Source organism: Pigmentiphaga sp. H8 (genome assembly GCF_003854895.1).
Classification (GTDB): domain Bacteria; phylum Pseudomonadota; class Gammaproteobacteria; order Burkholderiales; family Burkholderiaceae_B; genus Pigmentiphaga.
This window is the reverse complement of the sequence record NZ_CP033966.1, coordinates 1,686,749-1,709,780: the sequence shown is the minus strand read 5'-3', so window position 1 is coordinate 1,709,780 and position 23,032 is coordinate 1,686,749. Positions and strand designations below refer to the sequence as shown.

General features: G+C 62.7%; 21 protein-coding genes and 1 tRNA gene. 6 read left to right on the top strand and 16 right to left on the bottom strand.

Going from position 1 to position 23,032, the window contains the following annotated elements:
- The 10 genes from EGT29_RS08070 to EGT29_RS08025 all read right to left on the bottom strand — a co-directional run bounded on the left by EGT29_RS08070 (nucleotide 1) and on the right by EGT29_RS08025 (nucleotide 11,439).
- The gene (locus EGT29_RS08070) at nucleotides 1-1,167 is read right to left on the bottom strand and encodes a CaiB/BaiF CoA-transferase family protein (RefSeq protein WP_124688533.1); all 1,167 of its coding nucleotides are present in this window, start codon (nucleotides 1,165-1,167) and stop codon (nucleotides 1-3) included.
- Nucleotides 1,164-1,865 carry a dienelactone hydrolase family protein gene (locus EGT29_RS08065; protein WP_124688532.1) on the bottom strand — a complete coding sequence of 234 codons (702 nt, stop codon included), beginning with the start codon at nucleotides 1,863-1,865 and terminating at the stop codon, nucleotides 1,164-1,166. Before EGT29_RS08065 ends, EGT29_RS08070 begins: the two co-directional genes overlap by 4 nt.
- 21 nt (nucleotides 1,866-1,886) lie before the next feature.
- Nucleotides 1,887-3,029: an acyl-CoA dehydrogenase family protein gene (locus EGT29_RS08060; protein ID WP_161567741.1), complete on the bottom strand. Its 1,143-nt coding sequence runs from the start codon at nucleotides 3,027-3,029 to the stop codon at nucleotides 1,887-1,889.
- Between the two features lie 5 nt (nucleotides 3,030-3,034).
- Nucleotides 3,035-4,012 (bottom strand): tripartite tricarboxylate transporter substrate binding protein, encoded by a 978-nt coding sequence (locus EGT29_RS08055; RefSeq protein ID WP_161567740.1) that lies wholly within the window; start codon nucleotides 4,010-4,012, stop codon nucleotides 3,035-3,037.
- 1 nt (nucleotide 4,013) lies between these two features.
- Nucleotides 4,014-4,814, bottom strand: coding sequence for a citryl-CoA lyase (locus tag EGT29_RS08050; RefSeq protein ID WP_124688529.1), 801 nt, complete (start codon nucleotides 4,812-4,814; stop codon nucleotides 4,014-4,016).
- 126 nt (nucleotides 4,815-4,940) lie between these two features.
- The gene (locus EGT29_RS08045) at nucleotides 4,941-6,830 is read right to left on the bottom strand and encodes a glycoside hydrolase family 15 protein (RefSeq protein ID WP_255465722.1); all 1,890 of its coding nucleotides are present in this window, start codon (nucleotides 6,828-6,830) and stop codon (nucleotides 4,941-4,943) included.
- 86 nt (nucleotides 6,831-6,916) lie between these two features.
- Nucleotides 6,917-7,879, bottom strand: a complete 963-nt coding sequence (locus EGT29_RS08040) for an ABC transporter substrate-binding protein (protein WP_124688527.1) — start codon at nucleotides 7,877-7,879, stop codon at nucleotides 6,917-6,919.
- Between the two features lie 32 nt (nucleotides 7,880-7,911).
- The gene (locus tag EGT29_RS08035; RefSeq protein ID WP_124688526.1) at nucleotides 7,912-8,868 is read right to left on the bottom strand and encodes a tripartite tricarboxylate transporter substrate binding protein; all 957 of its coding nucleotides are present in this window, start codon (nucleotides 8,866-8,868) and stop codon (nucleotides 7,912-7,914) included.
- 35 nt (nucleotides 8,869-8,903) lie between these two features.
- Nucleotides 8,904-10,358: an aldehyde dehydrogenase family protein gene (locus tag EGT29_RS08030; protein ID WP_124688525.1), complete on the bottom strand. Its 1,455-nt coding sequence runs from the start codon at nucleotides 10,356-10,358 to the stop codon at nucleotides 8,904-8,906.
- 115 nt (nucleotides 10,359-10,473) lie between these two features.
- Nucleotides 10,474-11,439 carry a LysR family transcriptional regulator gene (locus EGT29_RS08025; RefSeq protein WP_124688524.1) on the bottom strand — a complete coding sequence of 322 codons (966 nt, stop codon included), beginning with the start codon at nucleotides 11,437-11,439 and terminating at the stop codon, nucleotides 10,474-10,476.
- Between the two features lie 185 nt (nucleotides 11,440-11,624).
- Between EGT29_RS08025 and EGT29_RS08020 the strand changes: the two genes are divergently transcribed.
- Nucleotides 11,625-11,828, top strand: a complete 204-nt coding sequence (locus tag EGT29_RS08020) for a cold-shock protein (RefSeq protein WP_124688523.1) — start codon at nucleotides 11,625-11,627, stop codon at nucleotides 11,826-11,828.
- 95 nt (nucleotides 11,829-11,923) lie between these two features.
- Here the strand turns inward: EGT29_RS08020 and EGT29_RS08015 are convergent, their stop codons facing one another.
- Together EGT29_RS08015 and EGT29_RS08010 are read right to left on the bottom strand one after the other, a co-directional pair.
- Nucleotides 11,924-12,991: a linear amide C-N hydrolase gene (locus EGT29_RS08015; protein WP_124688522.1), complete on the bottom strand. Its 1,068-nt coding sequence runs from the start codon at nucleotides 12,989-12,991 to the stop codon at nucleotides 11,924-11,926.
- 94 nt (nucleotides 12,992-13,085) lie between these two features.
- The gene (locus EGT29_RS08010; RefSeq protein ID WP_124688521.1) at nucleotides 13,086-14,078 is read right to left on the bottom strand and encodes a tripartite tricarboxylate transporter substrate binding protein; all 993 of its coding nucleotides are present in this window, start codon (nucleotides 14,076-14,078) and stop codon (nucleotides 13,086-13,088) included.
- Between the two features lie 157 nt (nucleotides 14,079-14,235).
- On the opposite strand from EGT29_RS08010, the gene EGT29_RS08005 reads away from it, so the two are divergent.
- From EGT29_RS08005 to EGT29_RS07985, 5 genes are all read left to right on the top strand, one after another.
- Nucleotides 14,236-15,786: a UbiD family decarboxylase gene (locus EGT29_RS08005; RefSeq protein WP_124688520.1), complete on the top strand. Its 1,551-nt coding sequence runs from the start codon at nucleotides 14,236-14,238 to the stop codon at nucleotides 15,784-15,786.
- A gap of 489 nt (nucleotides 15,787-16,275) precedes the next feature.
- On the top strand, nucleotides 16,276-17,490 hold the full coding sequence (locus EGT29_RS08000) for an ABC-three component system protein (RefSeq protein ID WP_124688519.1): 1,215 nt from the start codon (nucleotides 16,276-16,278) through the stop codon (nucleotides 17,488-17,490).
- A complete protein-coding gene (locus tag EGT29_RS07995) occupies nucleotides 17,487-18,002 on the top strand; it encodes a three component ABC system middle component (RefSeq protein WP_124688518.1) in 516 nt (171 codons plus the stop codon). The genes EGT29_RS08000 and EGT29_RS07995 overlap by 4 nt, the downstream gene beginning before the upstream one ends.
- On the top strand, nucleotides 17,999-19,945 hold the full coding sequence (locus EGT29_RS07990) for a DUF3732 domain-containing protein (protein ID WP_161567739.1): 1,947 nt from the start codon (nucleotides 17,999-18,001) through the stop codon (nucleotides 19,943-19,945). Before EGT29_RS07995 ends, EGT29_RS07990 begins: the two co-directional genes overlap by 4 nt.
- Nucleotides 19,914-20,225 carry a hypothetical protein gene (locus EGT29_RS07985; protein ID WP_124688516.1) on the top strand — a complete coding sequence of 104 codons (312 nt, stop codon included), beginning with the start codon at nucleotides 19,914-19,916 and terminating at the stop codon, nucleotides 20,223-20,225. The genes EGT29_RS07990 and EGT29_RS07985 overlap by 32 nt, the downstream gene beginning before the upstream one ends.
- Before the next feature lie 95 nt (nucleotides 20,226-20,320).
- Here EGT29_RS07985 and EGT29_RS07980 read toward each other — a convergent pair whose 3' ends face one another.
- The 4 genes from EGT29_RS07980 to EGT29_RS07965 form a co-directional block, all read right to left on the bottom strand.
- A complete protein-coding gene (locus tag EGT29_RS07980; RefSeq protein ID WP_124688515.1) occupies nucleotides 20,321-21,238 on the bottom strand; it encodes a DUF2971 domain-containing protein in 918 nt (305 codons plus the stop codon).
- A 6-nt stretch (nucleotides 21,239-21,244) separates the two neighbouring features.
- Nucleotides 21,245-21,709, bottom strand: coding sequence for a hypothetical protein (locus EGT29_RS07975; protein ID WP_124688514.1), 465 nt, complete (start codon nucleotides 21,707-21,709; stop codon nucleotides 21,245-21,247).
- A gap of 60 nt (nucleotides 21,710-21,769) precedes the next feature.
- Complete coding sequence (locus EGT29_RS07970) at nucleotides 21,770-22,585, bottom strand: hypothetical protein (RefSeq protein ID WP_124688513.1); 816 nt, start codon at nucleotides 22,583-22,585, stop codon at nucleotides 21,770-21,772.
- 280 nt (nucleotides 22,586-22,865) lie between these two features.
- Nucleotides 22,866-22,956: transfer RNA gene (locus tag EGT29_RS07965), tRNA-Ser, on the bottom strand.
- Between the last annotated feature and the right edge of the window lie 76 nt (nucleotides 22,957-23,032).

Sequence of the window (23,032 nt, the reverse complement as noted above, 5' to 3'; positions counted from 1 at the left end):
TTAGATGATTCGGGCCTGCCTGAGCTCGGTCATGGCGGCTTCGGAAAAACCTGCCTCCCGCAAGACTTCTTCCGTGTGCTCGCCCAGGTCGGGCGGAGGCAGGAAATTGCTGTCGTGGTCGCCGTCGTAACGGATCGCGCGATGCGCGGCGCGCAGCGTGCCGTGGCGCGGATGCTGCTGCGTGTAGAAGACGCCCAGGTGACGCACCTGCGGATCCTCGTCCAGTTCATCCAACGTTCGTTCCGGGGTGAACGGAACGTCATGGGCTTCGAGCCGAGGCAGCCAGTACTCCCGCTCCCGCTGTGCGAACACCTCGGCCAGCGTGCGCGCCAGCTCGTCGTAGCGTTCCACGCGGTCGTGGCGCGCAGGATAGGCCGCGAGCAGGTCCGGGCGGTCGATCGCCTGGACCAGGCCGCGCCAGAACTTGTCGGGCGACGAAAGATGCAGGGCAATGCGGCGCCCGTCCTGGCAGGTCAGGATGTACGACTGCGACATGGCCGCCCGTCCGTACAGGCTGGGCGGCCGGCCCGTTGCCAGCATCGAACCCAGCGGCTCGCAGGCCATGGCGATCATCGCCTCGAGCATGTTGACCTCGACCTTGCGCCCCTGGCCGGTCGATGCCCGCTCCACCAGGGCGCCCAGGATCCCCAGGCAGGCGTAGATGCCCGTCACGGCATCGGACACCGCGGGGCCGGCCACCCGCGGATCCTCGCCGCGGTGGAACATGGACAGCCATCCCGAGACGGCCTGCCCCACGTTGTCGTAGGCTGGCCTGCCGGCATAGGGGCCGCTGGCGCCGAAGCCCGTGATGGCGCAATAAACAAGGCGGGGATTGAGCCGACGCAGACGCTCGGCGCCCAGGCCCAGCCGCTCCTCCACGCCCGGACGCATGTTCAGGAGCAGCACGTCGGCGTCTTCCACCAGCTTGTCCAGCACGGCCCGCCCCTCGGGGCGGGTGTAGTCCAGCGCCAGGCTGCGCTTGTTCCTGTTGTGCGCCTGGAACTGGGGACTGTAGAGCCCCCCCTTGAATGCGCGAAACGGGTCGCCGCTGCCCGGCCGCTCGATCTTCACGACGTCCGCCCCCAGTTCGGCCAGCGACATGCCGGCCAGCGGCGCGGTAATGAAATTCCCCAGGTCGAGCACCCGGATCCCTTGAAGGACTTTCATCGATTGCCTGCCCCCAAGGCAGTCCGCAGGAACGCCGTGGTCCGATCGTGGGCCAGCGCGGCCGCCTCCGGTTCGCCCCGTGTGTAGAAACCGTGACCGACCCCGGGATATCGGTAAAAGCCTCCGCCCGCCGTGGGTGGCAGCGCAGCTTCGATCCTGGCCTGCGCCTGGGCGGACGCGTAGCGGTCCTGGTCGCCGTAGTGCAGCACCACCGGGCAACGCAAGGCGGCCGCCTCGTCCAGATGATCCTCCACCCCCACGCCATAGAACACGGCCGCCGCATCGACCTCGAGCCTGGCGGCGCAGCGGAATGCCAGCTTTCCTCCCAGGCACAGGCCCACCACCGCCACGTGGCCCCGGAAGCCCGGCATCGCACGGATGTGCGCGGCAACCCTGCCGATGTCGGCCAGGCCCGCCTCTTCGTCGAACCGCTCCAGATACTGGAACGCGCGCTCGACGTCGGCCTTGGCATGGCTCAGCTCGATGCCGGGCTCGATGCGCCAATAAAGGTCGGGCGCCAGCGCGAGATAGCCTTCGGCCGCATAGCGATCGGCCACGCCGCGTATCGCATCGGTCACGCCGAATATCTCCTGCAGGACGATCACGGCGTGGCCGTTCGGTTTCTCCGGCCGACTGACATAGGCGGCGAAACCGCGCCCGTCGCCGGCGTCGATGGTGGTCTTTGCTTCTGACATCATGGTCCTCCTGCGCGTCAGGCGTCAGACGAGGTAGCTGCCCTTGAGCAGCTCCCGCGCGATGGAATTTCTATGGATCTCGGTCGTTCCGTAGCCAATGGACATGCCGCGCGCGTCGCGGAAGTAGCGCTCGAAGGGATATTCCTCCGACAGCCCGTATGCGCCGGCAAGCTGCATGGCCTGGTTGGTCACGCGCACCGCCATCTCGTTGGCATAGGTCTTGGCGATGGAAACCTGCGCCACCGACTGCCGCCCCTGGTCAATGGCCTGCGCGGCCCCGTACACCAGCGCGCGCGCCGCCTCGATGTCCATCGCCATGTCGGCCAGCTTCCACTGCAATCCCTGGTTCTCCGCAAGCGGGCGGCCGAACTGGGCACGGTCCTTCAGATGCTGAACGGCATGGCCCAACGCCGCCTGGGCCAACCCCAGGCAGATGGGAGGGTTGCCGGTGATGCGATCGGCGTCCAGCACCTGCAGCAGGTCCTTCATCCGTCCCGCCGGCAGGAGCAGGTTCTCGGCCGGCACGCGGCAGTCCTGGAAGACCAGTTCGGCCATGCCCGTCCCGCGCAAGCCCAGCAGATCCAGATGCTTGCCCACCGAAAACCCGGGTGTGCCACGCTCGACCAGCACCGCCCCCACGCCCTTCATGCCGGGCTCGTCGGTCAGCCGAACCAGGACCAGGAACACGTCGGCCACCTGGGCGGCGGTGCACCAGAGCTTGCTGCCGTTGATCACGTAATGCTGGCCGTCGCTGACGGCGCGGGTCTGGACATTGCCGACGTCGGAGCCCGCATTCGCCTCCGACATGCTCCAGGCCGCATACCGCTGCGCCTGGGCGAAGGCAGGCAGATAGCGCTGCCTGAGCGGTTCGGATCCGATGTGCAGGATGGCTCGCGGCGTCGCGCCGTCGGTGCAGGAATACAGCATGGCCGTGTTGGCGCAGGAACGCGCCAGTTGCTCCACCACCAGCACCGTCTCCAGCAGCCCCAGCCCCGTCCCGCCATAGCATTCGGGCAGAAAGATGCCGGTATAGCCGTGGCCGGCCAGCACCTTCAGGTTGTCGAGCGGAGGCCGATACTGCCGGTCGGCCGCCGCCGCGCCCGGCGCGAACCGTTCGCTTGCCAGCGCATGGACCGTGTCCCGGATCAGCCGTTGTTCCTGAGTCAATTCCACTATTCGCCCTTTGCGCCGGTCAACTTGATGATGTGCTGGTAGTGCGCCGATTCCCTTTGCAGAAAGGCACCGAACTCCTCCGGCGTGGATGGCGCCCCTTCCACGCCCAGCTTCACGAACTGTTCCTTGACCTCGGGGCTCTCCAGCGCCTTGCGGATCTCTTTGCTCAAGCGCCCCACGATCCCCGGCGGCGTGGACGCCGGCGCCACCACCCCGTACCAGGTCATGAAGGAGAACTCCTTCAGGCCGGACTCGGCCACGGTGGGGATCTCCGGCGCGATCGCCGACCGCTCCTTGCCCGAGACGGCCAGCCCCTTGAGCCGGCCCGAACGCACGTGCGGCACGCCCGAGGACATGCCGGTGAACATCACGTCCACCTGTCCGCCCACCACATCGGCCAAGGCCGGAGCGACCCCCTTGTAGGGAACATGGGTCAGATCGATGTCGGCCAGCGCCTTCACCCACTCCATGGCCAGATAGTGCGGCGTACCGTTCCCGATGGAGGCATAGGTGATCTTCCCGGGCCGGGCCTTGGCGGCGGCGATCAGCTCCTGCACGGTGGACACCTGCGCCTTGGGATTGGCCACCAGGATGAAAGGCACGAAGACCAGTTGGCTGACCGGCGCGAAATCCTTGACCGAGTCGTAGGACAGCTTCTGCCCGAAGAAGATCGGGTTCAACGCATGGGAATCCGTCACCAGGCCGATCGTGTAGCCGTCCCCCTCGGCCCGGGCCACCGCCTCGGTACCGATGATGGTGCTGGCCCCGGGCCGGTTCTCGATGATGACGGGCTGGCCCAGGTTCTCCGCCATCTTCTTGCCGACGGCGCGCGCCACGATGTCGGTGCCGCCTCCCGCCGGATAAGGCACGATGAAGCGGATGGGCTTGTCGGGCCATTCCGCATGCGCGGTGGCCGGCCCCCACCCGGCCAGGCCCGCCACCGCAACCGCCAGCCATTGCATCGATAGTCGCCGCATGTCACCCTCCTTGTCGTCCGCCCGCGGGCGGCGTGTCATGTTCGCCAGCTTCTTCCTCGGTGCGCAGCCAGATCTCGGCGGCGACCGGATTCGCCTGCTCCTCGACCAGATGGCCGACCAGCCCCACTGCCCGGCCCATGACCGCGATCCCGCGCGCCGCGCGCCAGGAGATCCCAAGCTCGCAGCACAGCGCGCCGATGGCGCCGGTGGCATTGACGGGCAGGCTCTTGCCATACGCCGCTTCGGCTTCCTGGCCGATGGCGCGCATCAAATCGACATAGCGGCCGGCATGGCCCTCTTCGGCCGCGACCTGGAACAGACGGCTTGTGCGCGGATCAACGGGCTTGTGCAGGTTGTGGCCGATACCCGGAACGGACTGCTTGCGGTTGCGGAAATCCGCGACCACTTCGCGCGCCAACTCCCGCGGCGAGCCCTCCGGCGAGGCGGCCCAGGCGGACTCCAGCATCCGCGCCGCGCCTTCCGCCGTACCCGCGAACGTGGTTCCCATCCCGCACAGCCCCGCGGCCACCGCGGCCTGCAAGGACTCCGGAGCCCCCAGGTAGGTCAGCCGTGCGACGATGGCCATGGGCGTCATGCCGTGTTCGACCAGGGTGACGAGGATGGCGTTGAATACCCGGGACTGCCGCGCGTCGGGCAGGCGTCCGGTCAGTTCCAGATACGCCATGTCGCCGAAGTTGAGGGTACCGATGATGTCCCGGGCCAGGTCCAGGCCCTGGACGAAAATGCGTTCGGGGGTGCTGCGGCCCATGCCGCTGCGTATTGGCCGCTGATTCCGGCTCATGTCGTCTCCTGCTCCACTTCGGTGGATGCTTGTGGGGGCGGCATGCGCCGCCTCTTGGAGACGAAAGATAGGCGCTCCTATCGGCCCGCGTCCAATAGAAGGCGGTCATTCCCTGTATGCGGGAGACTAATAGTGGTGCGCGGAGGAATGAGGGCCTGGCGAGGAAAAACCCGGCCCGGTACGCGCGGCTCTCTGGCGCGCCGGCCCGGCGGCCCGCACCAGGTTGAAAGCGGTATTGACCAGGCCCACGTGCGAAAAAGCCTGAGGGAAATTACCGAGCAACACCCCCGACGCCGGGTCGTATTCCTCCGCCAGCAGGCCGAGGTCGTTGCGTACCGACAGCAGCCGCTCGAACAGCGCCTGGGCCTTGTCCATGCGCTTGGACATGACGTAGGCGTCGGCCAGCCAGAACGAACAGGCCAGGAAGGTACCCTCGGGCTGCTTGCAGGGATCGACGGTGCGCGCGGGGCGATAGCGGAGCACGAATCCGTCCTGCAGCAGATCCCGTTCGACCGCTTCCACGGTCCCCAGGATATGGGGATGATCATCGGGAAGAAAGCCGACCTGGGAAAACAGCAGCAGGCTCGCATCGAGCACCGTCGAACCGTAGGACTGGACGAAGCTGCCGATCCGTGGATCGAAACCCTTGGCGCAGATCTCGGCATGGATGGCGTCGCGCTCCTGGCGCCATCGGTCGACGGGGCCGTCCAGCCCGTATCGTTCCACGGCCTTGACGGCGCGGTCGAACGACACCCAGCACATGAGTTTCGAATGCGTGAAATGCCGCGCCGGTCCCCGCATTTCCCAGATGCCCTGGTCCGGCTTGCGCCAGATGTCGACCAGGTGCTCGAGCATGACCTTCTGCAACTGCCAGGCATCGGGTGCCGCGGCAAGGACGCCCTCCCGCGCCGTATGCAGCGTGTCCAGCACTTCGCCAAAGATGTCGAGCTGCACCTGCTCGGCCGCGCCGTTGCCGATGCGCACGGGCCGGCTGCCGCCATATCCGGCCAGCCAGGGAATCTCATGCTCCGGTAGCCACCGTTCGCCCGCCAGCCCGTACATGATCCGCAACTGATTCGGCTGCCCGGCGATGCTGCGCAGCAGCCAGCGCCGCCACGCTTCGGCCTCCTCGCGATAACCCGCATTCAGCAGGGCATAGAGCGTGAGCGCGGAGTCGCGCAGCCAGCAGTAGCGATAGTCCCAGTTCCTGCCGCCGCCGGGTGTCTCGGGCAGCGACGTGGTCGGTGCCGCGATGATCCCGCCTGTAGGCCGGAATGTCAGCAGCTTGAGCGTGATGAGGGAACGCACCACGGCGTCCCGCCAACCTTCGCGGGCTGGATCGAAGGCGCAGCGCTTCGACCATTCCTGCCACCAGCTCACGGTGTATTTCAACGCCTCTTCGCGGTCGGGCACGAAATGCGGCGTCTGGTGCGACCGGTGGTAGGACAGCGTGAACGGCACGCTCTGCCCTTCCTCGACCTCGAAGCGCGAAACGGTCTTCATGTTCCGCCCTTCCAGCGGCGCCTGCGTATGCAGCTCGACCGCATCGGGGCCGGCCACCGCGCTCAGGCCATAGTCGCGCCGCCGGACCCAGGGCACCACCAGCCCGTAGTTGAAGCGCAGGACCAGCTCCATTTCCACGGACACGCGCCCACGCTTGCCGCGCACGATGCGGACGATGTCGCTGCGCTCCTCGTCGTCGGCCAGCGGCATGAAGTCGATCAGTTCCACGGCGCCGTCTGCGGTCTCGAACGTCGTCTCGATGACGGCCGTTCCGGGAAGATAGCGCCGGCGGCTGCACACCGGCGTTCCCACCGGCGCGATGCGCCAGCGGCCGTTTTCCGAGGTTCCCAGAAGCGATGCGAAACATGCCGGCGAATCGAATCGCGGCAGGCAGAGCCAGTCGATGGCGCCGTCGCGGCCCACCAGCGCGGCCGAGATCATGTTGCCGATCAAGCCATAGTCGGCGATCCGCCGGCCGGGGCTTGCCGGCGCTTCCGAGGTCGAACGATTCAAGGCCATCGCCGTCAGCCGTTCGTCAAGAGGACGTCAGTCCATTCTAGTACGAACCCTCGCGGCGTCCTCGAAGGCCGGCCGCCGGCTCATTCCCCCAGGAAGAGTTCGCCCATGTTCGGCCGGCGCGGGATCAGCCCCTGCTCGTGCGACCAGCGGATCTGCGTCTCGATCATGTCGCGATTGGCCTCGAAGCCGTAGGGCCAGAAGTCCTGCCCCATCAGCGCCTGCGTGCTCTCGGCCTCGGCCTGCATCCACGGCAGCATGATGGGCAGCGCCTGGTGGATGGCCAGGCGGTCCTGCGCCACCTGCTTGGCCTGGTTGAACGCGGCCAGCAGGGCCTTGGGCAGGCCGGGGTTCGCCTCGGCCACGTCGCGCCGCAGCGCGATCACGTGCATGATGGGAAAGCGCCGCGTGCGCGCGTAGTAGTCCTTTTCCACGTCGCGCCAGTCGGGAAACAGCCGGCCCGCGCCCGCGCGGCCGAAGGCCACCGGCGGCGTATAGGCGATCAGCGCATCGAGCTGGCCGGCCTCCATCATCGACGACAGTGTGCGGCCCTGCACGGCCTGGATCTTCACTCCCTCGGGCCAGTTGCGCGGATCGATCGTGTCCCGCTCCACGTGGTCCACGTCGCCGGCAAACCATTCGCAACGGCCCGGATCAAAACCGTACTCGTCCGACAGCATGCCGCGCGCGACCAGCGCCACCGTGTTGGAATACTCGCGCAGACCGATGCGCTTGCCGGCCAGGTCGGCCGGCGTGGCGATGCCGCTGCCGGCCCGCACGTAGATGGCCGAGTGGCGAAACGAGCGCGACGGGAAAATGGGCAAGGCCAGATAAGGGCAGCCGCCGCGCACGCTGGCGATCAGGAAATTGCTGAACGACAGCTCGGTGACCTCGTACTCGGCGGTCTGGAAAGCCTGCGAGAAGATGGCCTCGAGGTCGCCGGTCGCGAACCGGGTCTCGAAGCCCTGGACGCCGACACTGCCGTCGACCAGGGCGCGGGTGCGGTCGTAGTCGCCGACGGCGATGCGAAGAGAAGGTTGGGACATGCGGAGCCTCGTGGCGGGGATGGATCGACGGACTATATCTTGGCGCCGGACGCCTTGATGATCTTTGCCCATTTGACGATCTCCGACTTCGTGAACTCGCCCAGGGCCTGCGGCGTGCCGCCGGCCGGCACGGCGCCCTGCTCGGCCAGCGCCGCCTTCACGTCGGGCATCTGCAGGATCTTCACCATGGCCGCGTTCAGCTTGTCGATCACCGCCCGGGGCGTGCCGGCGGGCGCGTAGATGGCGGACCATGCCGCGGTCTCGAAGCCCGGCAGGGTCTCGGCAATGGTGGGCACGTCCGGCACCTGCGGCGCGCGCTGCGCGCTGGTGACCGCCAGGATGCGCACCTTGCCGCCCTTGACCATGGGCAGCCCGGTGGGCATGTTCACGAACATCATCTCGACCTGGCCGCCGGCCAGATCCACGATGGCCGGCGCCCCGCCCTTGTACGGCACGTGCAGCACGTCGATGCCGGCCACCGACTTGAACAGCTCGGACGACAACTGGCTGGAGGTGCCCAGGCCCGTGGACGCATACGACATCTTCTTGCCCGACTTGGCATACGCGATCAGTTCCTGCGTGGTCTTGACCGGCAGCGAGGGGCTGACCAAGAGGATGTTGGGCACGGTGCCGACCAGCACCACCGGCGCCAGGTCCTTCACCGGGTCGTAGCCCAGCTTCTCGTACAGCGTGATGTTGATCGAGACGATCTCGGACCCCATCAGCAGCGTGTAGCCGTCGGCCGGCGACTTGGCCACCGCCTCGGCCGCGATGTTGCCGCCCGCGCCCGCGCGGTTCTCGATCAGCACCGGCTGGCCCAGCGCCTCGGCCAGCCGCGGGCCCACCGTGCGGGCGAAGAAATCCACCGTGCCGCCCGCGGGAAACGGCACCAGCATCTTGATGGGCTTGGCGGGATAGGTGTCGGCGCGGGCGGCGCCCGACAGCAAGGCAAAGGCAGCGATCCCGAAGAATACGGTCAAGCGTTTCATGGACAGGCTCCTGGCGTCAGTGCGGCAAGGGAAAATCAGGCGTAGTTGATGACCATCAGGCGGATCTCGGACATCTCGTCCATGGCGTAGCGCGTGCCTTCGCGGCCGGTGCCGGACTCCTTCCACCCGCCGAAGGGCATGTTGTCGATACGGTAGATGGGCACGTCGTTGATCATCAGGCCGCCGACCTCCCAGTCCTCGATCGCGCGGAACGCGCGGCGCAGGTCCTGCGTGAAGATGCCGCCCTGCAGTCCGTACTTCGAATCGGCGGCACGCCGCACGGCCTGGTCGAAATCCTGGTAGCGATTCACGGTGACGACAGGCCCGAAGATCTCCTCGTCCTCCACCTTCATGCCGGGCCGCGTGTCGGTCAGTACCGTCGGCATGACCACCGCGCGTTCGCGCGAACCGCCCGCCAGCACGCGCGCGCCCTGCGCCAAGGCCTCGTCCACCCACGACTGGATGCGCCGGGCCGAGTTCTCGTCGATCACCGGGCCGACGTCGACGCCCTCTTCCATCGGATTGCCCACGCGGCAGGCCTCGACCTTCGCGACCAGCTTCTCGATGAAGGCATCGGCCACCGACTCCTGCACCAGGATGCGCTGCACCCCTATGCAGTACTGGCCGCCGTACACCACCCCGCCCCGCACGCAGCGCGCGGCAGCCAGGTCCAGGTCCGCATCCTCGGCCACGATCACCGCGCCGTTGCCGCCCAGTTCCAGCGCCACCTTCTTGCGGCCGGCGATGGCCTTGATGTGCCAGCCCACCTTGGCGCTGCCGGTGAAGGTCACCATCGCGAAACGCTCGTCGCGCACCATGGCCTCGGCCAGGTCCACCGGGCAATGGACGACCTCCAGCGCGCCTGCGGGCAGCCCCGCGTCGGCCAGCAGCTTTTGCAGCAGCAGCGCGGTCAGCGGCGTCTGGGGCGCCGGCTTGAGCACCACGCTGTTGCCCACCGCGATCGCCGGGGCGACCTTGTGCATCACCAGATTCAGCGGGAAATTGAAGGGCGCGATGGCCAGGATCGTCCCGATCGGAAAGCGGCGCGCGATCCCCACGCGGCGGCGCATCGACGCCAGCGCCGCGTGGTCCAGGTCCGCCAGCGAAGCCGGACGGCCATCGGCGTCCGTGGTCTGGTACTCGAACACCCCGGCGTCCGCGTCCAGCGGCACCTCGTCGCCATGCTGGAGCCGGGCCTCCGCCGCCGCGTTGGTCAGGTTGAAGATCGCCCGCGACACCTCGCCGCGCGCATCGAACAGCGGCTTGCCCGCCTCGGCCGCGATGGTGCGCACGAACTCGTCCCGGCGCGCCTTCAGCAGTTCCGCCGCCCGCGCCAGGATGTCGGCGCGCGCGAAACGCGGCAGCTTGCGCATGATCTCGAAGGCGCGCTGCGCCCGGCCTATGGCCTGCTCCACGTCGGCGGGGCCGGCAACCGGCATTTCGCCCACCACGCTGCCGTCATAGGGAGACAGGATTTTCTCTAGGGTCATGCGGCAGGCTCCAGGCGTTCCATGAAAGTGCTTTCATTAAACGCGGCGGGACTGTCACACGGAAGCGGGAAAAAGTGATGGCAGCATTCTGAAAAACAGAACACTCGGGGTGAGATCACCGCCCCTTGCACATCCCCAGCAGGGGCTCGAGAAAAGCCCGGGCCGCGGCCGAGAGCTTGTGATGGCGCGCCGTAATGATGTCCAGGCTGGCCTGCCGGCACGACTTGTCCGAAACCGGCACCCCGGCCAGCAGCCCGGCCGCTTCTTCATTCGCGAACGTCAGCGGCGGCATGCACGAGATCACATCCGACCCCGCCACCAGCGTCTTGAGCAATTGCAGCGAATTGGCCACGCAATGAACCGACAGCGCGACGCCGGCCCGCGCGGCGGCGTGATCGATCAGATAGCGGGTGCCGAAGGTCTCGTCGGGCAACACCATCCGCTCGCCGGCAAGATCCGCCATGCGCAGCGACTTGCGGCGCGCCAGCGGATGCGACGGACGGCAGATCACCTGCAACGGCTGCGCCAGCCGGCCTTGCAGCACCAGGTCCTCGCGGCTCAGCACGTCGAACGCCAGCCCGATCTCGGCCGACTCCTCGACCACCCGGTCGGCGATCTGGTGCGTGCCGCACACCTCCACGTGGAAATCGATGCCCGGGTAGGAAGCGCTGAAACGCGTCATCAGCGCCGGCAGGAAATCCCCGGTCACGGCCTCGATCACCGCCAGCCGGACCGTGCCGCGCCGCAGGTCGGTCAGGTCGTGCAGATCCGAGCGGATGCGCTCGATGCGATGGTCGCTGTCGCGGACGAACTCGAACAGCATCCGTCCCGCCTCGGTAGGCAGCATGCCGCGCGGCGAACGCTCGAACAGCGGCGCGCCCAGCTCCTGCTCCAGGTTCACGATCTGGCGGCTGATGGCGCTGGGGGCGACGAAGAAGAGTTCGGACGCCCGGCGCAAGGAGCCGGTGCGGACGACTTCGGCGAAGTAGCGAAGGGCCTGGGGCTGGAGCATGGAGCGGCGGGGAGTGGCGGTTTCGGAAGGATGATTGCACATCCATTGCCCGCTTGGCTCCATGGCCATCCGCGTTTCGTTACACACGATACGCCTTGACGGCGGGAGCCTCAGGACCGATAGTGGCGGAAGATCTTCAAGTGTTGCGATTTCTGCGGTTGTGTGCGGTCCGATGATGCGCCATAAATTGTTCTAGTCCCTCCTTGATCGTCTCGTCCCGGGCATGAGCCCATCTCTCCATCAAGGAAACAATTATGGAAACCGGTATCGTCAAGTGGTTCAACGCTGAAAAGGGCTTCGGCTTCATCATGCCGGACAACGGCGGCAAGGACCTGTTCGCGCATTTCTCCGAAATCCAGGGCAACGGCTACAAGTCGCTGCAGGAAAACCAGCGCGTCAGCTTCGTCTCTGGCCAGGGCCCCAAGGGTCCCCAGGCGACCAAGATCACGCCGCTGTAATTTGCGGAATACGCCGGTTGCTCCCGGCGTAGCTTCAAAACAACAAGCCCTCTTTCCGAGGGCTTGTTTGTTATGGGCAGAGTTTGAGCCTCGATTCAGATCCCAAGGAATTTGAAAGGCGCCGCCGGCTTGAACCCGCCGTTGGCCATACCCGAATAGATGTTCGCCTGATTCGGGCCAAGGTCGAGTTTCATCACTTTTCCGGTTTCGCGCGAAAAATCCAGCTTCGTCAGGTCGACCCAGAAGACGTTGGGCGTCAGCGCCGATTCGAAGAAGTAGCGCTTGTGCTTGTGGTCGGCGACGGTGCGCCAGCGGGTCGAGGAAATATTGGGCTGGTCCGGCGTGGTGATGCCCAGGGGCACCGAGACATTGCGGATGACGCTGAAGACGCTGGCGATCGTTTCCCGCGGATCTTCCGCCTTGGGAATCGCGTTGACGTAGAAAGCCGCCCGGGCAAACCGGTCGGATGCCCGGTTCGTGCCGGGCAGCATGACCGTCCCGCCGATCTGCTTCCAGTATTCCTCCATCGCCAGCTGTTTGTCGAAGGTCGGCGAGTTGGTCATGACCTGGTAGTCGCGGCTGTGGTGGATGACTTGCTTGCCGTCGATGTACTCGATGATGGCGCTGTCGCCGCCGGCATCCGAGAGCGAGAGGTGCAGGGTCGCCAGACGGGCTTCGCCGGGCACGTTGTCGGTAACGACGGTGAAGGGCTCTTTCGCCAAAGTATCGACCGCCTCCTGGACGGTGGCGAAGTTGTCGAGCGCGTATTGCGCCCAGGCCGCAAGCGTCAGGCCGGGCGTCTTGCCGTCGTAGGCCGGGTAAGAGGATTCGACCAGCCACAGGACATTGGCCACCAGCCCTGCTTCGTTCATCCCGTCCGTTGTCGAGATGTCATAGCCCGAGGCGATGACGCTTCCGTATTTCGAGGTCCATTGGGCGGAGTTCGGGCCGGCTTCGCCGGATCGCTTCATGCCGCGCGGAAACACCCACAGGTTGGTGCCGACGTCGACCTTCCAGTCCATCGAGCGCGCCGTGACGACTTGGCCGCCGGCGCCGAGATAGACAAAGCGGGTGCAGGCTTGCGCCGTCGAAACAGCCAGCATGCTTGCGCAGGCAAGCAAGGCGGCGCAGGCGGACGCGTAAAGGGGCATGCTCGGGTTCATCAAACGCTCCATCCGAAGTGTCGATGGACTTTACCGCATCGGAACCGGAAGCAGGCCCCGATGCGGCGGTCGGATGGCGTGTCAGAAGGGAAATCTACTGCGGTTCTATTCCCGCGTCCTGAACGATCTTGGCCCAGGTCGGAATATCCGATTGGATCAACCTGGCGAAATCCGCTTGCGAGCCGGGCATCATTTCTATACCGACAGGCGCGAATTTCTCGTGCGTGGAAGGCAGTTTCAGCATGGCCTGCACGGCGGCGTTCAGCTTGTCCGCGATCGGCTGGGGTATGCCGCTCGGCGCGACCAGGCCGATCCAGACCGTCATCGAGAACCCGGGGATGATTTCGTTCAGCGCCGGCAGATCGGGCATGGCTTCGCTCCGCGTTTTGCCGGTGGAGGCCAGGGCCCGCAGCCGGCCGGCCTGGACGTAGGGAAGCGTCGAGGTTCCGCCTTCGAACATCATGTCGATCTGACCGCCCAACAAGTCGTTCATGGCCGGGGCGCTGCCCTTGTACGGCACGTGCAGGATATTCGTGCCGGTGCGGCGCGTAAGCATTTCGCCCGCCAGATGGTGGGTGCCGCCGCGGCCCAAAGAACCGTAGGTGAGTTTGCCGGGTTTGGATTTCGCCAGCGCGACCAGTTCCTGGACGGATTTCACCGGCAGGGAACTGTTGACCACGAGATAGAACGGCGTGGAGAACATCGTGGCGACAGGCGTGAAATCCTTCGCCGGATCGACGAGCAGACCCTTGGTCGTCAGCGGGTTCAGGATCATGCCGGTTTGCGAGCTGACGAATAAGGTGTAGCCGTCGGGCGCGGCGCGGGCGGCGGCATTGGCCCCGATGGCCTGGTTGGCGCCCGGGCGGTTCTCCACAACCACGGGTTGCCCCAGCCGGCTGGCCATGTCGTCGGCCAGGGCACGGGTGAACGTGTCCACCAGGCCGCCGGGTGTATAGGGCACGATGAGCTTGATCATGCGGTCAGGGTACCGGCCGGCCTGGTCCTGGGCGGACGCGGCAGCCGGCGCCAGCGCCACGGCAGCCAGGGCCAGCCAGGTCCTGACTCTTGTTCCAAAGCGTGTCTTCATATCGTCTCCTCCTAGTGCAAGGCGGGCGCTTCATGCGCGTCGCGGTTACGCCGCCATCTGCGGATGGTCGTGGCATTTCTCTGTTGCCGAGATTAATATAAGCATATTTTATATAAAGAAAGTTTACAAATATTCCATCGCGACAAGGAGGAGAAACATGAACGCATCCCTTTCCCGGTCAGAGAGCCGTCCCGATCTACAGCGATTCGGCCTGCGTACCTTTCTTGCGTCCCTGCCCGCCGACGAACTGGAACGACATACCGCGCCCGTCGCGCTTGCCGATGTCGCCGCCGGCCTGGAGGGCAATCCGCGCGCGGCATGGTTCGAAAACATCGAAGGGAGCCGCTTCGCCTTGTGCGGCAACGTCGCGGGCAGCCGGGCCCGCCTGGCCGCCGCCTTCGGGACCACGGCGGACAAGGTGCTGTCCGAAGTGCTCGCGCGGCTGCGCAAGCCGGGCGAACTGGTGGAAGTGCCGCGCGCGCATGCCCCGGTCCAGGAGGTCGTGCTGACCGGCGACGAATGCGACTTGACCGCCCTGCCGGTGCATCTGCAGCACGAGTTCGACGGCGCGCCGTACATATCGGCGTCGATCGACTTCGTCCACGATCCCTTCGCCGGGCATACGAACGTGGGCATGCGCCGCCTCATGCTGCGCGGCCGCCGGTCGGCCGGCGTGGATCTGGTCGCGCCTTCCGATTTGCGCGCCATCTACATGGCGCGCGCGGAACGCGGCGAGCGCACGCCGGTGGCGTTCGCCATCGGCAGCCATCCCATCGATCAACTCGCCGCCACGCTCCGCTTTCCCGGCGACGAACTGGCGCTTATCGCGGCCTTGCGGGCCCAGCCTTTGGGCGTCGTCAAGTGCGTGACCAACGATCTGATGGTGCCCGCCGATGCCCAGTTCATCCTAGAAGGCTATTTCGACGAGCGCGGCCATGTGGAACCCGAAGGTCCCTTCGGCGAGTTTCTTGGTTACTACGGCGCGGTAAAACGCAATCCGCTCTTCCACTTGACCGCGATCACCCACCGCCGGGACGCCATCTTCCAAACCTCCTCCATCGGCGGGCCGAGCATGCACTGCACGGATACGGCGCAGCTTTGCTCCCTGCGCACGGAGGTCCTCGTCTGGAAAGCGCTCGAGTCCGCCGTGCGCGAAGTGCGGGCGGTCTACGCGCCCCCCGCGGCGGGAGGATCGTTCAACGTCCGTATCGCTTTGCAGCAACGCGTGCCGGGCGAAGCGCGCAATGCCATCGCGGCCGCATTCGGCTGCCTGGGCAACGTCAAGAATGTGTTCGTGGTCGATCCGGACATCGATATCTATTCCGACGCCCAGATGGAGTGGGCGCTGGCGACGCGTTTTCAGGCGAGCAGGGACTTGGTCGTCCAAAGCGGCTTGAGGACGGTTCCCTTGGATCCTTCGTTGGAGGGCTCGCGAACGACCGACAAGGCTGGATTCGACTTGACGCTGCCATGGCTGGCGCCTGGGGCCAGGCGTCCCATCGAGCATGAGGTTCCGCATCCCCCAAGGCTCGACGCTTCAAGCCCTGCTTCCCTGGAGGCTGCGCTGGAGAGCGGGCCCAAGTTTTTTGCGGAGCTCATGGCGGCGGTCGGGACGCGCGATGGGCGGGAGCTTGTCCGGGTGCTGGAAGATATCACCGCCCAACGCGCGATTGTGCGTGATGATCAGGGGCGCTATCGGTTTGGTTGATAGCGGGTCGCGTGATGCCGTGATTATTTTGATCGTGGCAACAAAAAACCCCTTGATCGATGAAATCAAGGGGTTCTTGCAAACTGGCGGAGGGTGTCATTCCTATCGGAATAATAACCTATTGAAGATGCAGGGTTTTCTTAAAAACCGAAAACCAAGATACCCCTTTACTACCCCCAAAGGTGTTGGCTTCAGTCGGAGCGCTCCGGACAAAGTCCACACACACGCTATCAGGCTTGAAATCTTGGGAACGCATTTTACGCGACCAACCATCCGTTACTCAGGTGCAACGGATGGCTTAGCGAAGTCAATTCTTCCTGTTGACCTTGACCAAGCTGGGGAATTCTTGGATGACATATCGCCTGTCACATTTCTTTGCTTCATGAAATAATTGATTCATTTAGCAACAAGAACAACGAAGTCAGCGACCTAGCAGTTGTGTAACTCGCTGTGGTCACGATCCATGCCTAAACGATCAGATATGACGCTATGACCTTGCCAAGCGTATCCACTTTCGGGGCCGCCGCCTCGATGGTGGGTTATCTATACCAAGTCCGGATCGCACTGCTGTGGGCAATACGACGCAGCCGCGTTAGCGACTTTACCGTCAGCATCGAAACTCTGGACGACGTGAGCTTCGAAGTAGGCGGCGAGCCCGCTGCCGTTCTGCAGACCAAACACTCGCTGAACACCTCCGCCACTCTGACCGACCTGTGCCCCGAGTTGTGGAAGACACTGCGCATCTGGATGGTAGGGCTTGCAAGCGGCGAAGTGCCTCCAGAAACAGCTCGTTTCCTGATTGCAACGGCCGAGGCGCCACAGGGAAGTGCCTGCTCAGCTTTGGGCATCGATGGTCCTGATCGAGATACCGTTGAGGCCGTCAATCGACTCAAACACGCGGCTACCACCTCGACCAACAGCGAACTCAAGTCCGCGTTCGACAGCTACCTTGCCTTGGACGACAGCGAGCGGGAACAGCTACTGTCACGCATCTACGTCATCTCTGCGCAACCCGACGCGGCAGCGATCCTCAATCAATTGCAGGCTGAGCTCTACCACGTCTCGATGCACCATCAAGACCTGTCGGTGCAGATGCTGGAGGGCTGGTGGTTTAAGCGCGTACTGAACGAATTGGTGCATCCAGACGGCGGAATCCCGCGCGCCGAGATCGATGCACAGATCTCCGAGATCCAGGAGTCGATCAAACCGGATTCGTTACCGATCGATGAAGAGCTTGATGCATTGATGGTAGCGCTCGACCAGCTACCGGAGTTCGCGAATCGCCCCTTCTACCGGCAAGTAGTACTGGTTGGAGGAAGCCAGCTGCGCATCCGCAACGCGATAACCAGCTACCTGCAGGCCTTTCGGCAACGCTCAGCATGGACGCGCAACGACTTGTTGTTCGACGCAGATCTGCAGAAGTACGATCAGCGGCTGCATGCGGAATGGGAGCTGCAATATGCCCAAGTCTGCGACGAGCTCGGTTCGCAGGCCACCGAGGAGGCGATGGCCCGAGCCGGGCGCGCCATCCTGAAGTGGGCTGAGGACGCTCATCTTCCGATCCGATCCGGCGTCAACGTCCCATGGGTATGTCGCGGCTCATTACATATGCTGGCCGAAGACCGACGGCTTGGGTGGCACCCAGATTTCGAAGCTCGGCTCAAGGCCATCTTCGATGCGCCGCCCCAAGAGAATGTGGCATGACAGCCTGGCAGGAGCGCACCATTGAGCAGCGCAATTTGCTCAATCCGGCCTTCTGTGCCGTAGCCGTTTGGCACCTAGCACGAGGTTACCGAACCGAATCGATGGCACCCGCAAACGAGCCGGCCGGCTTGCCGCTCGAACTTGCGTTTGTGGGGGCCAGCCTTGTGCTGCGCGGTCACACGCGCGATCAGTTGCCGAGTTCGGTCTCCACATCACTTGCGACCTGGGTGCATGACCACCCATTGGAGCGGTCGGCGGTCGCCAAGGGCGTGATCGTGCTGCGGGAGCCCGTGCGCGAGGCCCTGCTCTTCGGCGCTCAGTACGGGATGCTGTCGCTAGACGGCCGACGGCTCGACGCAACCGACGAGCATTCCAAGAAGATCAAGAGCTACCTCCGTACTTCCAGTGCCGAGGTGAGGGAGTGCATGCGGCGGGCCGAGTTCGTTGGCCGCTGGCTATGCAAAGCGGGAGCGCCCCCGACCGTGCTGGCGCTGTTGGGAGTACAAGCATGATCCAGATCCGCGCCATCGTCACCTACAGCCACGATGGCCGCCACCGTTTTGTCCCGTTTGAACCGGGTCGTGTCAACATCATTTCGGGCGACTCGCGCACGGGCAAGTCGGCAATTCTCGGCATCATCGAATACTGCTTCGGCGCCCCTGAAATCGACGTCCCCGAGGGCAAGGTCCGGCGCAACGTCGCATGGTTCGGCCTGCTATTGCAGACGCACCGCGGCCAGGCATTCGTTGCCCGCCAGTTGCCAAAGGGCGACGGCAAGTCCAACGAGGTGGTCTATATACAAACCGATACGGAAGTTGCCATTCCACCCGCAAGCGCGCTGCGCCAGACGACCAACCGCGAGGGGCTGCGCTCACTGCTCGCCTCGTGGGTCGGGCTTTCGGACTATCTGCACGAGCCACCAGCGGGGCATACTCGCGCGCCGCTGGCGGCTACCATCAGCCATGCCCTCACTTTCTGCTTGCAGTCGCAGAACGAGATTGCGCAACGGCGGCACCTGTTCCACGGAGCAAGTGACCGCTTTGTCGCGCAGGCGATCAAGGATACGTTGCCGTACTTCCTTGGGGCCGTCACCGATGACTACGTAGCCCAGCAGCAAGAGCTCAAACGCGTACGCACCGAGATCCGGCAGATCGAGCGCAGGCTCGCCGAGGCAGCCTCGATCCGAGGTGATGGCATTGGTCGATCCGACACGCTGCTTGCCGAAGCCAAGGCCGTGGGTCTGACCACACTTGGAGACGGAGCCACTTGGCAGGAAAAGATCGACACCCTGCGCGCAATCCAGAGCAAGCCTGTACCATCGGCAGCAGAGGAGGCCGGCGAAGACGCAGAGTTCAAGCGGCTTTCCATCGTTCGCAGCGAACTGGTGCTTGAGCAACGGGCACTGCAGTCGACGCTAGAGCGTGCACGGGGCTTCGAGGGCAGCTCCAAGGGATATTCGGCTGAGGCGCGCGAGCATGCCGCCCGGCTCAACGCCGTGACGGTCTTCGAGCATGATACCCCCGGGCACTCGTGCCCACTGTGCCTGCAGAACCTACCCGAAGTCTCACAGGTCCCATCCATCGGCGATCTTCGCGCGGCCCAGGATTACATTGGCGAGCGAAGCGGAGCGATGGACTCCGCAACGCCGCGCATCGCAACGGCAATTCAGGAGGTCGAGAGCCGACTTGCCGACGTACGACGGCGTCTTGAAGACAATCGCGCCCTGCTCACAGCAGTCAAACGCACGAACGAGCGGCTCCAACTTGCTACAGACACCGAGGCTCGGCGGGCAATGGTCTTGGGGCGCATCAGCCTATATGTGGAGAATATCCCGCAGATGCCTGACGTCAGTGAGCAGCAAGAGCGGCTTGCCGTTCTACGGAAACAGGAGACGACGCTCGACGAAGCAGTCAGCGCCGACACTATCCAGGCGAAGATGGAATCGTGCCTGTCTAACGTCAACCGCCACTTGTCGGACTATGCTCAGCGCATCGACCTTGAATACTCGGACGCTCCATTACGTCTCGATCCCCGTAATCTGACCATCGTCGCAGACACGCCTGAGCGACCGGTCCCGATGCGCGAAATTGGTAGTGGTGAGAACCATGTTGGTTATCACATCGTTGCGCATCTGGCACTACACACTTGGTTTGCGAATAGAGATCGTCCAGTACCTGCTTTCCTGCTGCTCGACCAGTTGTCCCAGGCACACTTCTCTCCAGACACGGTGCCGGGAGAGGGAAGGACCCAAGAAAAGATCGACGCGGATCGCAAGGCGGTCAAGCGTCTTTTTAGCCTTATCTTCGATGTCGTCGCAAGCTTAGACGGAAAGTTCCAGGTGATCATCACTGACCACCCAGATTTCAGTGACGATGTTCGATTTCAGAAAGCATTACGCGAGCGCTGGCGCGATGGGCTAAAACTTGTTCCCGACGACTGGCCTCCTGGCCCTTGACGGTGCATTCGGCAGGGGTATCCGCTTCGACGGTAACTATGTACGGCGGAAAAGGTACGACGATTGCCTATTTCATGGCGATATAAAAGCCCGTGCTAGAAATCACATTTCCCTGACGCTGGCTTCGATCCACGTCGGCGCGGATGTCCATGCCAGAGATGATGCGCCAATTAAGCTTGGTGCAAAAACAGGTGGTCTGAAGGTTGTTCAGTGTTTGCTTGAAGCTGGTGCCAATGTCGATCTGGCAATCGAACATGGTGCCGCTGATGTGAAGGAATAGGCTATCAAGTGGAAAGAAACCAAAGAGCTAAAAGTAAAACTTGAAAGCAAGTTGCCCGTATCCGCTGAAATCAAAAACAAGGGCAAGATATAACGTTAATTCGTACTTTCGCTTTCGTCTTCAAACATACTCTTAATCTCTTCTTCACGCCATCGCGTGGATAGCGCTGGAGACTCATAAAGGAAGTCCTCCATTTCAGGGTGATAGCGGCGAAGCTTAAACGTCTTGGTATCTTCACTCATCCGATAGAACTTAGGTTCGTAGGGTGAGCCTTGGAATAGCTTCACAATCATGCTCTCTACGGAAGCCTCGCACCTCACGCCAAAGTAGATGGCGGATATCTTGTAGGGGCTACCATCTACACCATTGCCCTTTCGCACTACGCGCCATTCCTTCTCATAGCGCCACTGTCGAGCCTTATGATAGAAGTAGCCATCAAAGACACGCTCTCGTGCTGCCTGAAGGTGCTCCACATAGAACCCATGTAGATCACTGGCTTTGATGTTTCGGTTGCCTGAATAGTCAACGGGCTTAGGGGTTTCAAATCGGCAATCTGATGTGTCGTATTCAATGCAGATACCTTTATGCTGATCAGCATAGTGGCTCCACATCAAAGGGCAATCCCATTTCTGTGCCAATGAAAGAACACCATGACGTGACATCTGACGAACAAGTGATTCTTCTATGGCTCCTTTGAGATACCAGCGATAATTGCGCTCCACATTGGCTGGGCTACCATCTTCATTGGGTTCGGTGGCGTTATAGCGAAATCGCTTGAGATCAGCATCAACCTTTGGCTTACCTATCTCCTCACCATACTTTTCAAGCAGCATGCGGGCGCAAAGCGTTTCCAGCATCTCAGTTGAAACATCAACATCGATGACTGGACTACAATCCAATGGATCATTGAAGCTCTTTGGATTGGCATAGTAGACCTCATTGCGCTCTATCTCCGTCACACTATAAGTGCTAAACGGACGGTATTTGTAGAGTTTTTGGGGAATGACTGGCATGGGGGTCTATTTGCTATTGGCTCGCTCTTCAGGCACTTTCTTATGATTCTCACGCCGTTGTTTGATGAGCAATTTTTGCTTTGTTGCTTTAACGATAAGATCACGCGGATAGGGAATCTTATCGAAATCCACATCAAAACTGAGCTTGCTTGCGGCATGCTCAAGAAAATAAGCCACATTGTGATCCTCGGAATAGACCGTTGAATTCACAGTGTCATGCTCATGCCCAATGAATTGGCAGCGCGTTTCCTCAGCCACACCTTGTTGCTTCAATCGATTGTTGGACGTTGAGCGGAAAGAGTGAAAGACCTTGCGCTTATCGGTGATGCCCAATGTATCGAGATAATTGCCAAAGCGCTCGCTCGGTGTTCCACTGAAATTTTGCTTCTTGGTGTCTTGCGTCAGGTAAGGGAACAACATGCCACCAAAAGGCACGCCTTGCAGCCGATGATTTGAGGCGCTGGGACTCATCCTCATCATTGATGGAAATTGACCAGATATCGCCAATCTTTTCGATGTCGGTGGTTGCCATCAATTGGCAAAGCTCATTGATACCCCGCCAGTGAACAATCCAAGCAATGGAAGCCAATAGTCCGTGGGGTTCTTCTGAGCCAAAAACGTTTCGGGGTTGAAGATGCTCTTCAAGTCCTCTTCGGTAAAAGGTTTCCTACTGGTCTTGTCCTGCACCTTTTTCGCTTCACGCTTGGTGAGCAAATTGTGCCCATGGGATGACAACGTGATGTTGTCAGGAAATGACCCCTCAGACCTTCCCAGCACGAACAAGCCAGAGACGGCTGCAAGATACTTTTCCTTGATGGTCTTGTGGGCAAGTCCTTCTGCCAACAGGTCATCAATGAAGGCTGAGAGATCCTGACGTATCACTTCACGAATGGGAATGTGCTCACGCTTATGGCGCTTGTTGATCCATTCCTTGAAGAGCCGATGGTAGTTCCCGTATTCATAGAACGTGCTGGGGGCAAGCTTGGGACCTTGCCGCGTGGCATAACGCTTGATCGATTCCTCGTTGGTCATGCCACCAGTAGCGATAGCAGGCTGTGCCACTGGTGCTTGAATGGGCACTGGTGCAGCCGCAATAGATGGTTGCTGTGCTACCTCAGATGAAGGCACAACAGGTGCTGCCTGAGGCGTCAGGACATGCTTGAAGGATTGCCCAAGCTCACTGCTCAGGAAGTCCTTTCCGACCCTCAAAAGAGCTTCTACGGCGCCCGGAACATTGGGATCAGCCTTCATCCTGAGGGTGCCGTTCTCAAACACCACTTCCAGATTGCGTGCATCGTCCCCAATCTTGTCCAGCACCTGTTTAATGTTCACGTCATCGTGTGCCATAGCTATCCCAGACCTGTTCGCTATAAGCATAGCGGAAACAAGTAGTGACCCTTGCTTGGCAGTGGCTGGATTCTTGGTGTTCAGTGAGAACCGCTTTTCGCGGCGCGTCCCAGCCTCGGTGAACTGGTGGCGATAGTAATAAACACCATGCCGTCACTGAACGATGCGAGTGGAACGCTTTATGGGACCATCTTCCAGAGGAAGAGGTACCCCAATGAGTGACCCCAAGTAGAGGGCACTAAGAAAAAAGCCCCTGAAGAATCAGGGACTTACATGTGTCTGGCGGAGAGGGTGGGATTCGAACCCACGGTACGGGGTTACCGTACGCCTGATTTCGAGTCAGGTACATTCGACCACTCTGCCACCTCTCCGTGCACCTTTCAGTGCTTGCCTGGCCCGTGGCCGGAACCAGACAACAGCCCGCAACTATAGCACAGAAATTTGCGC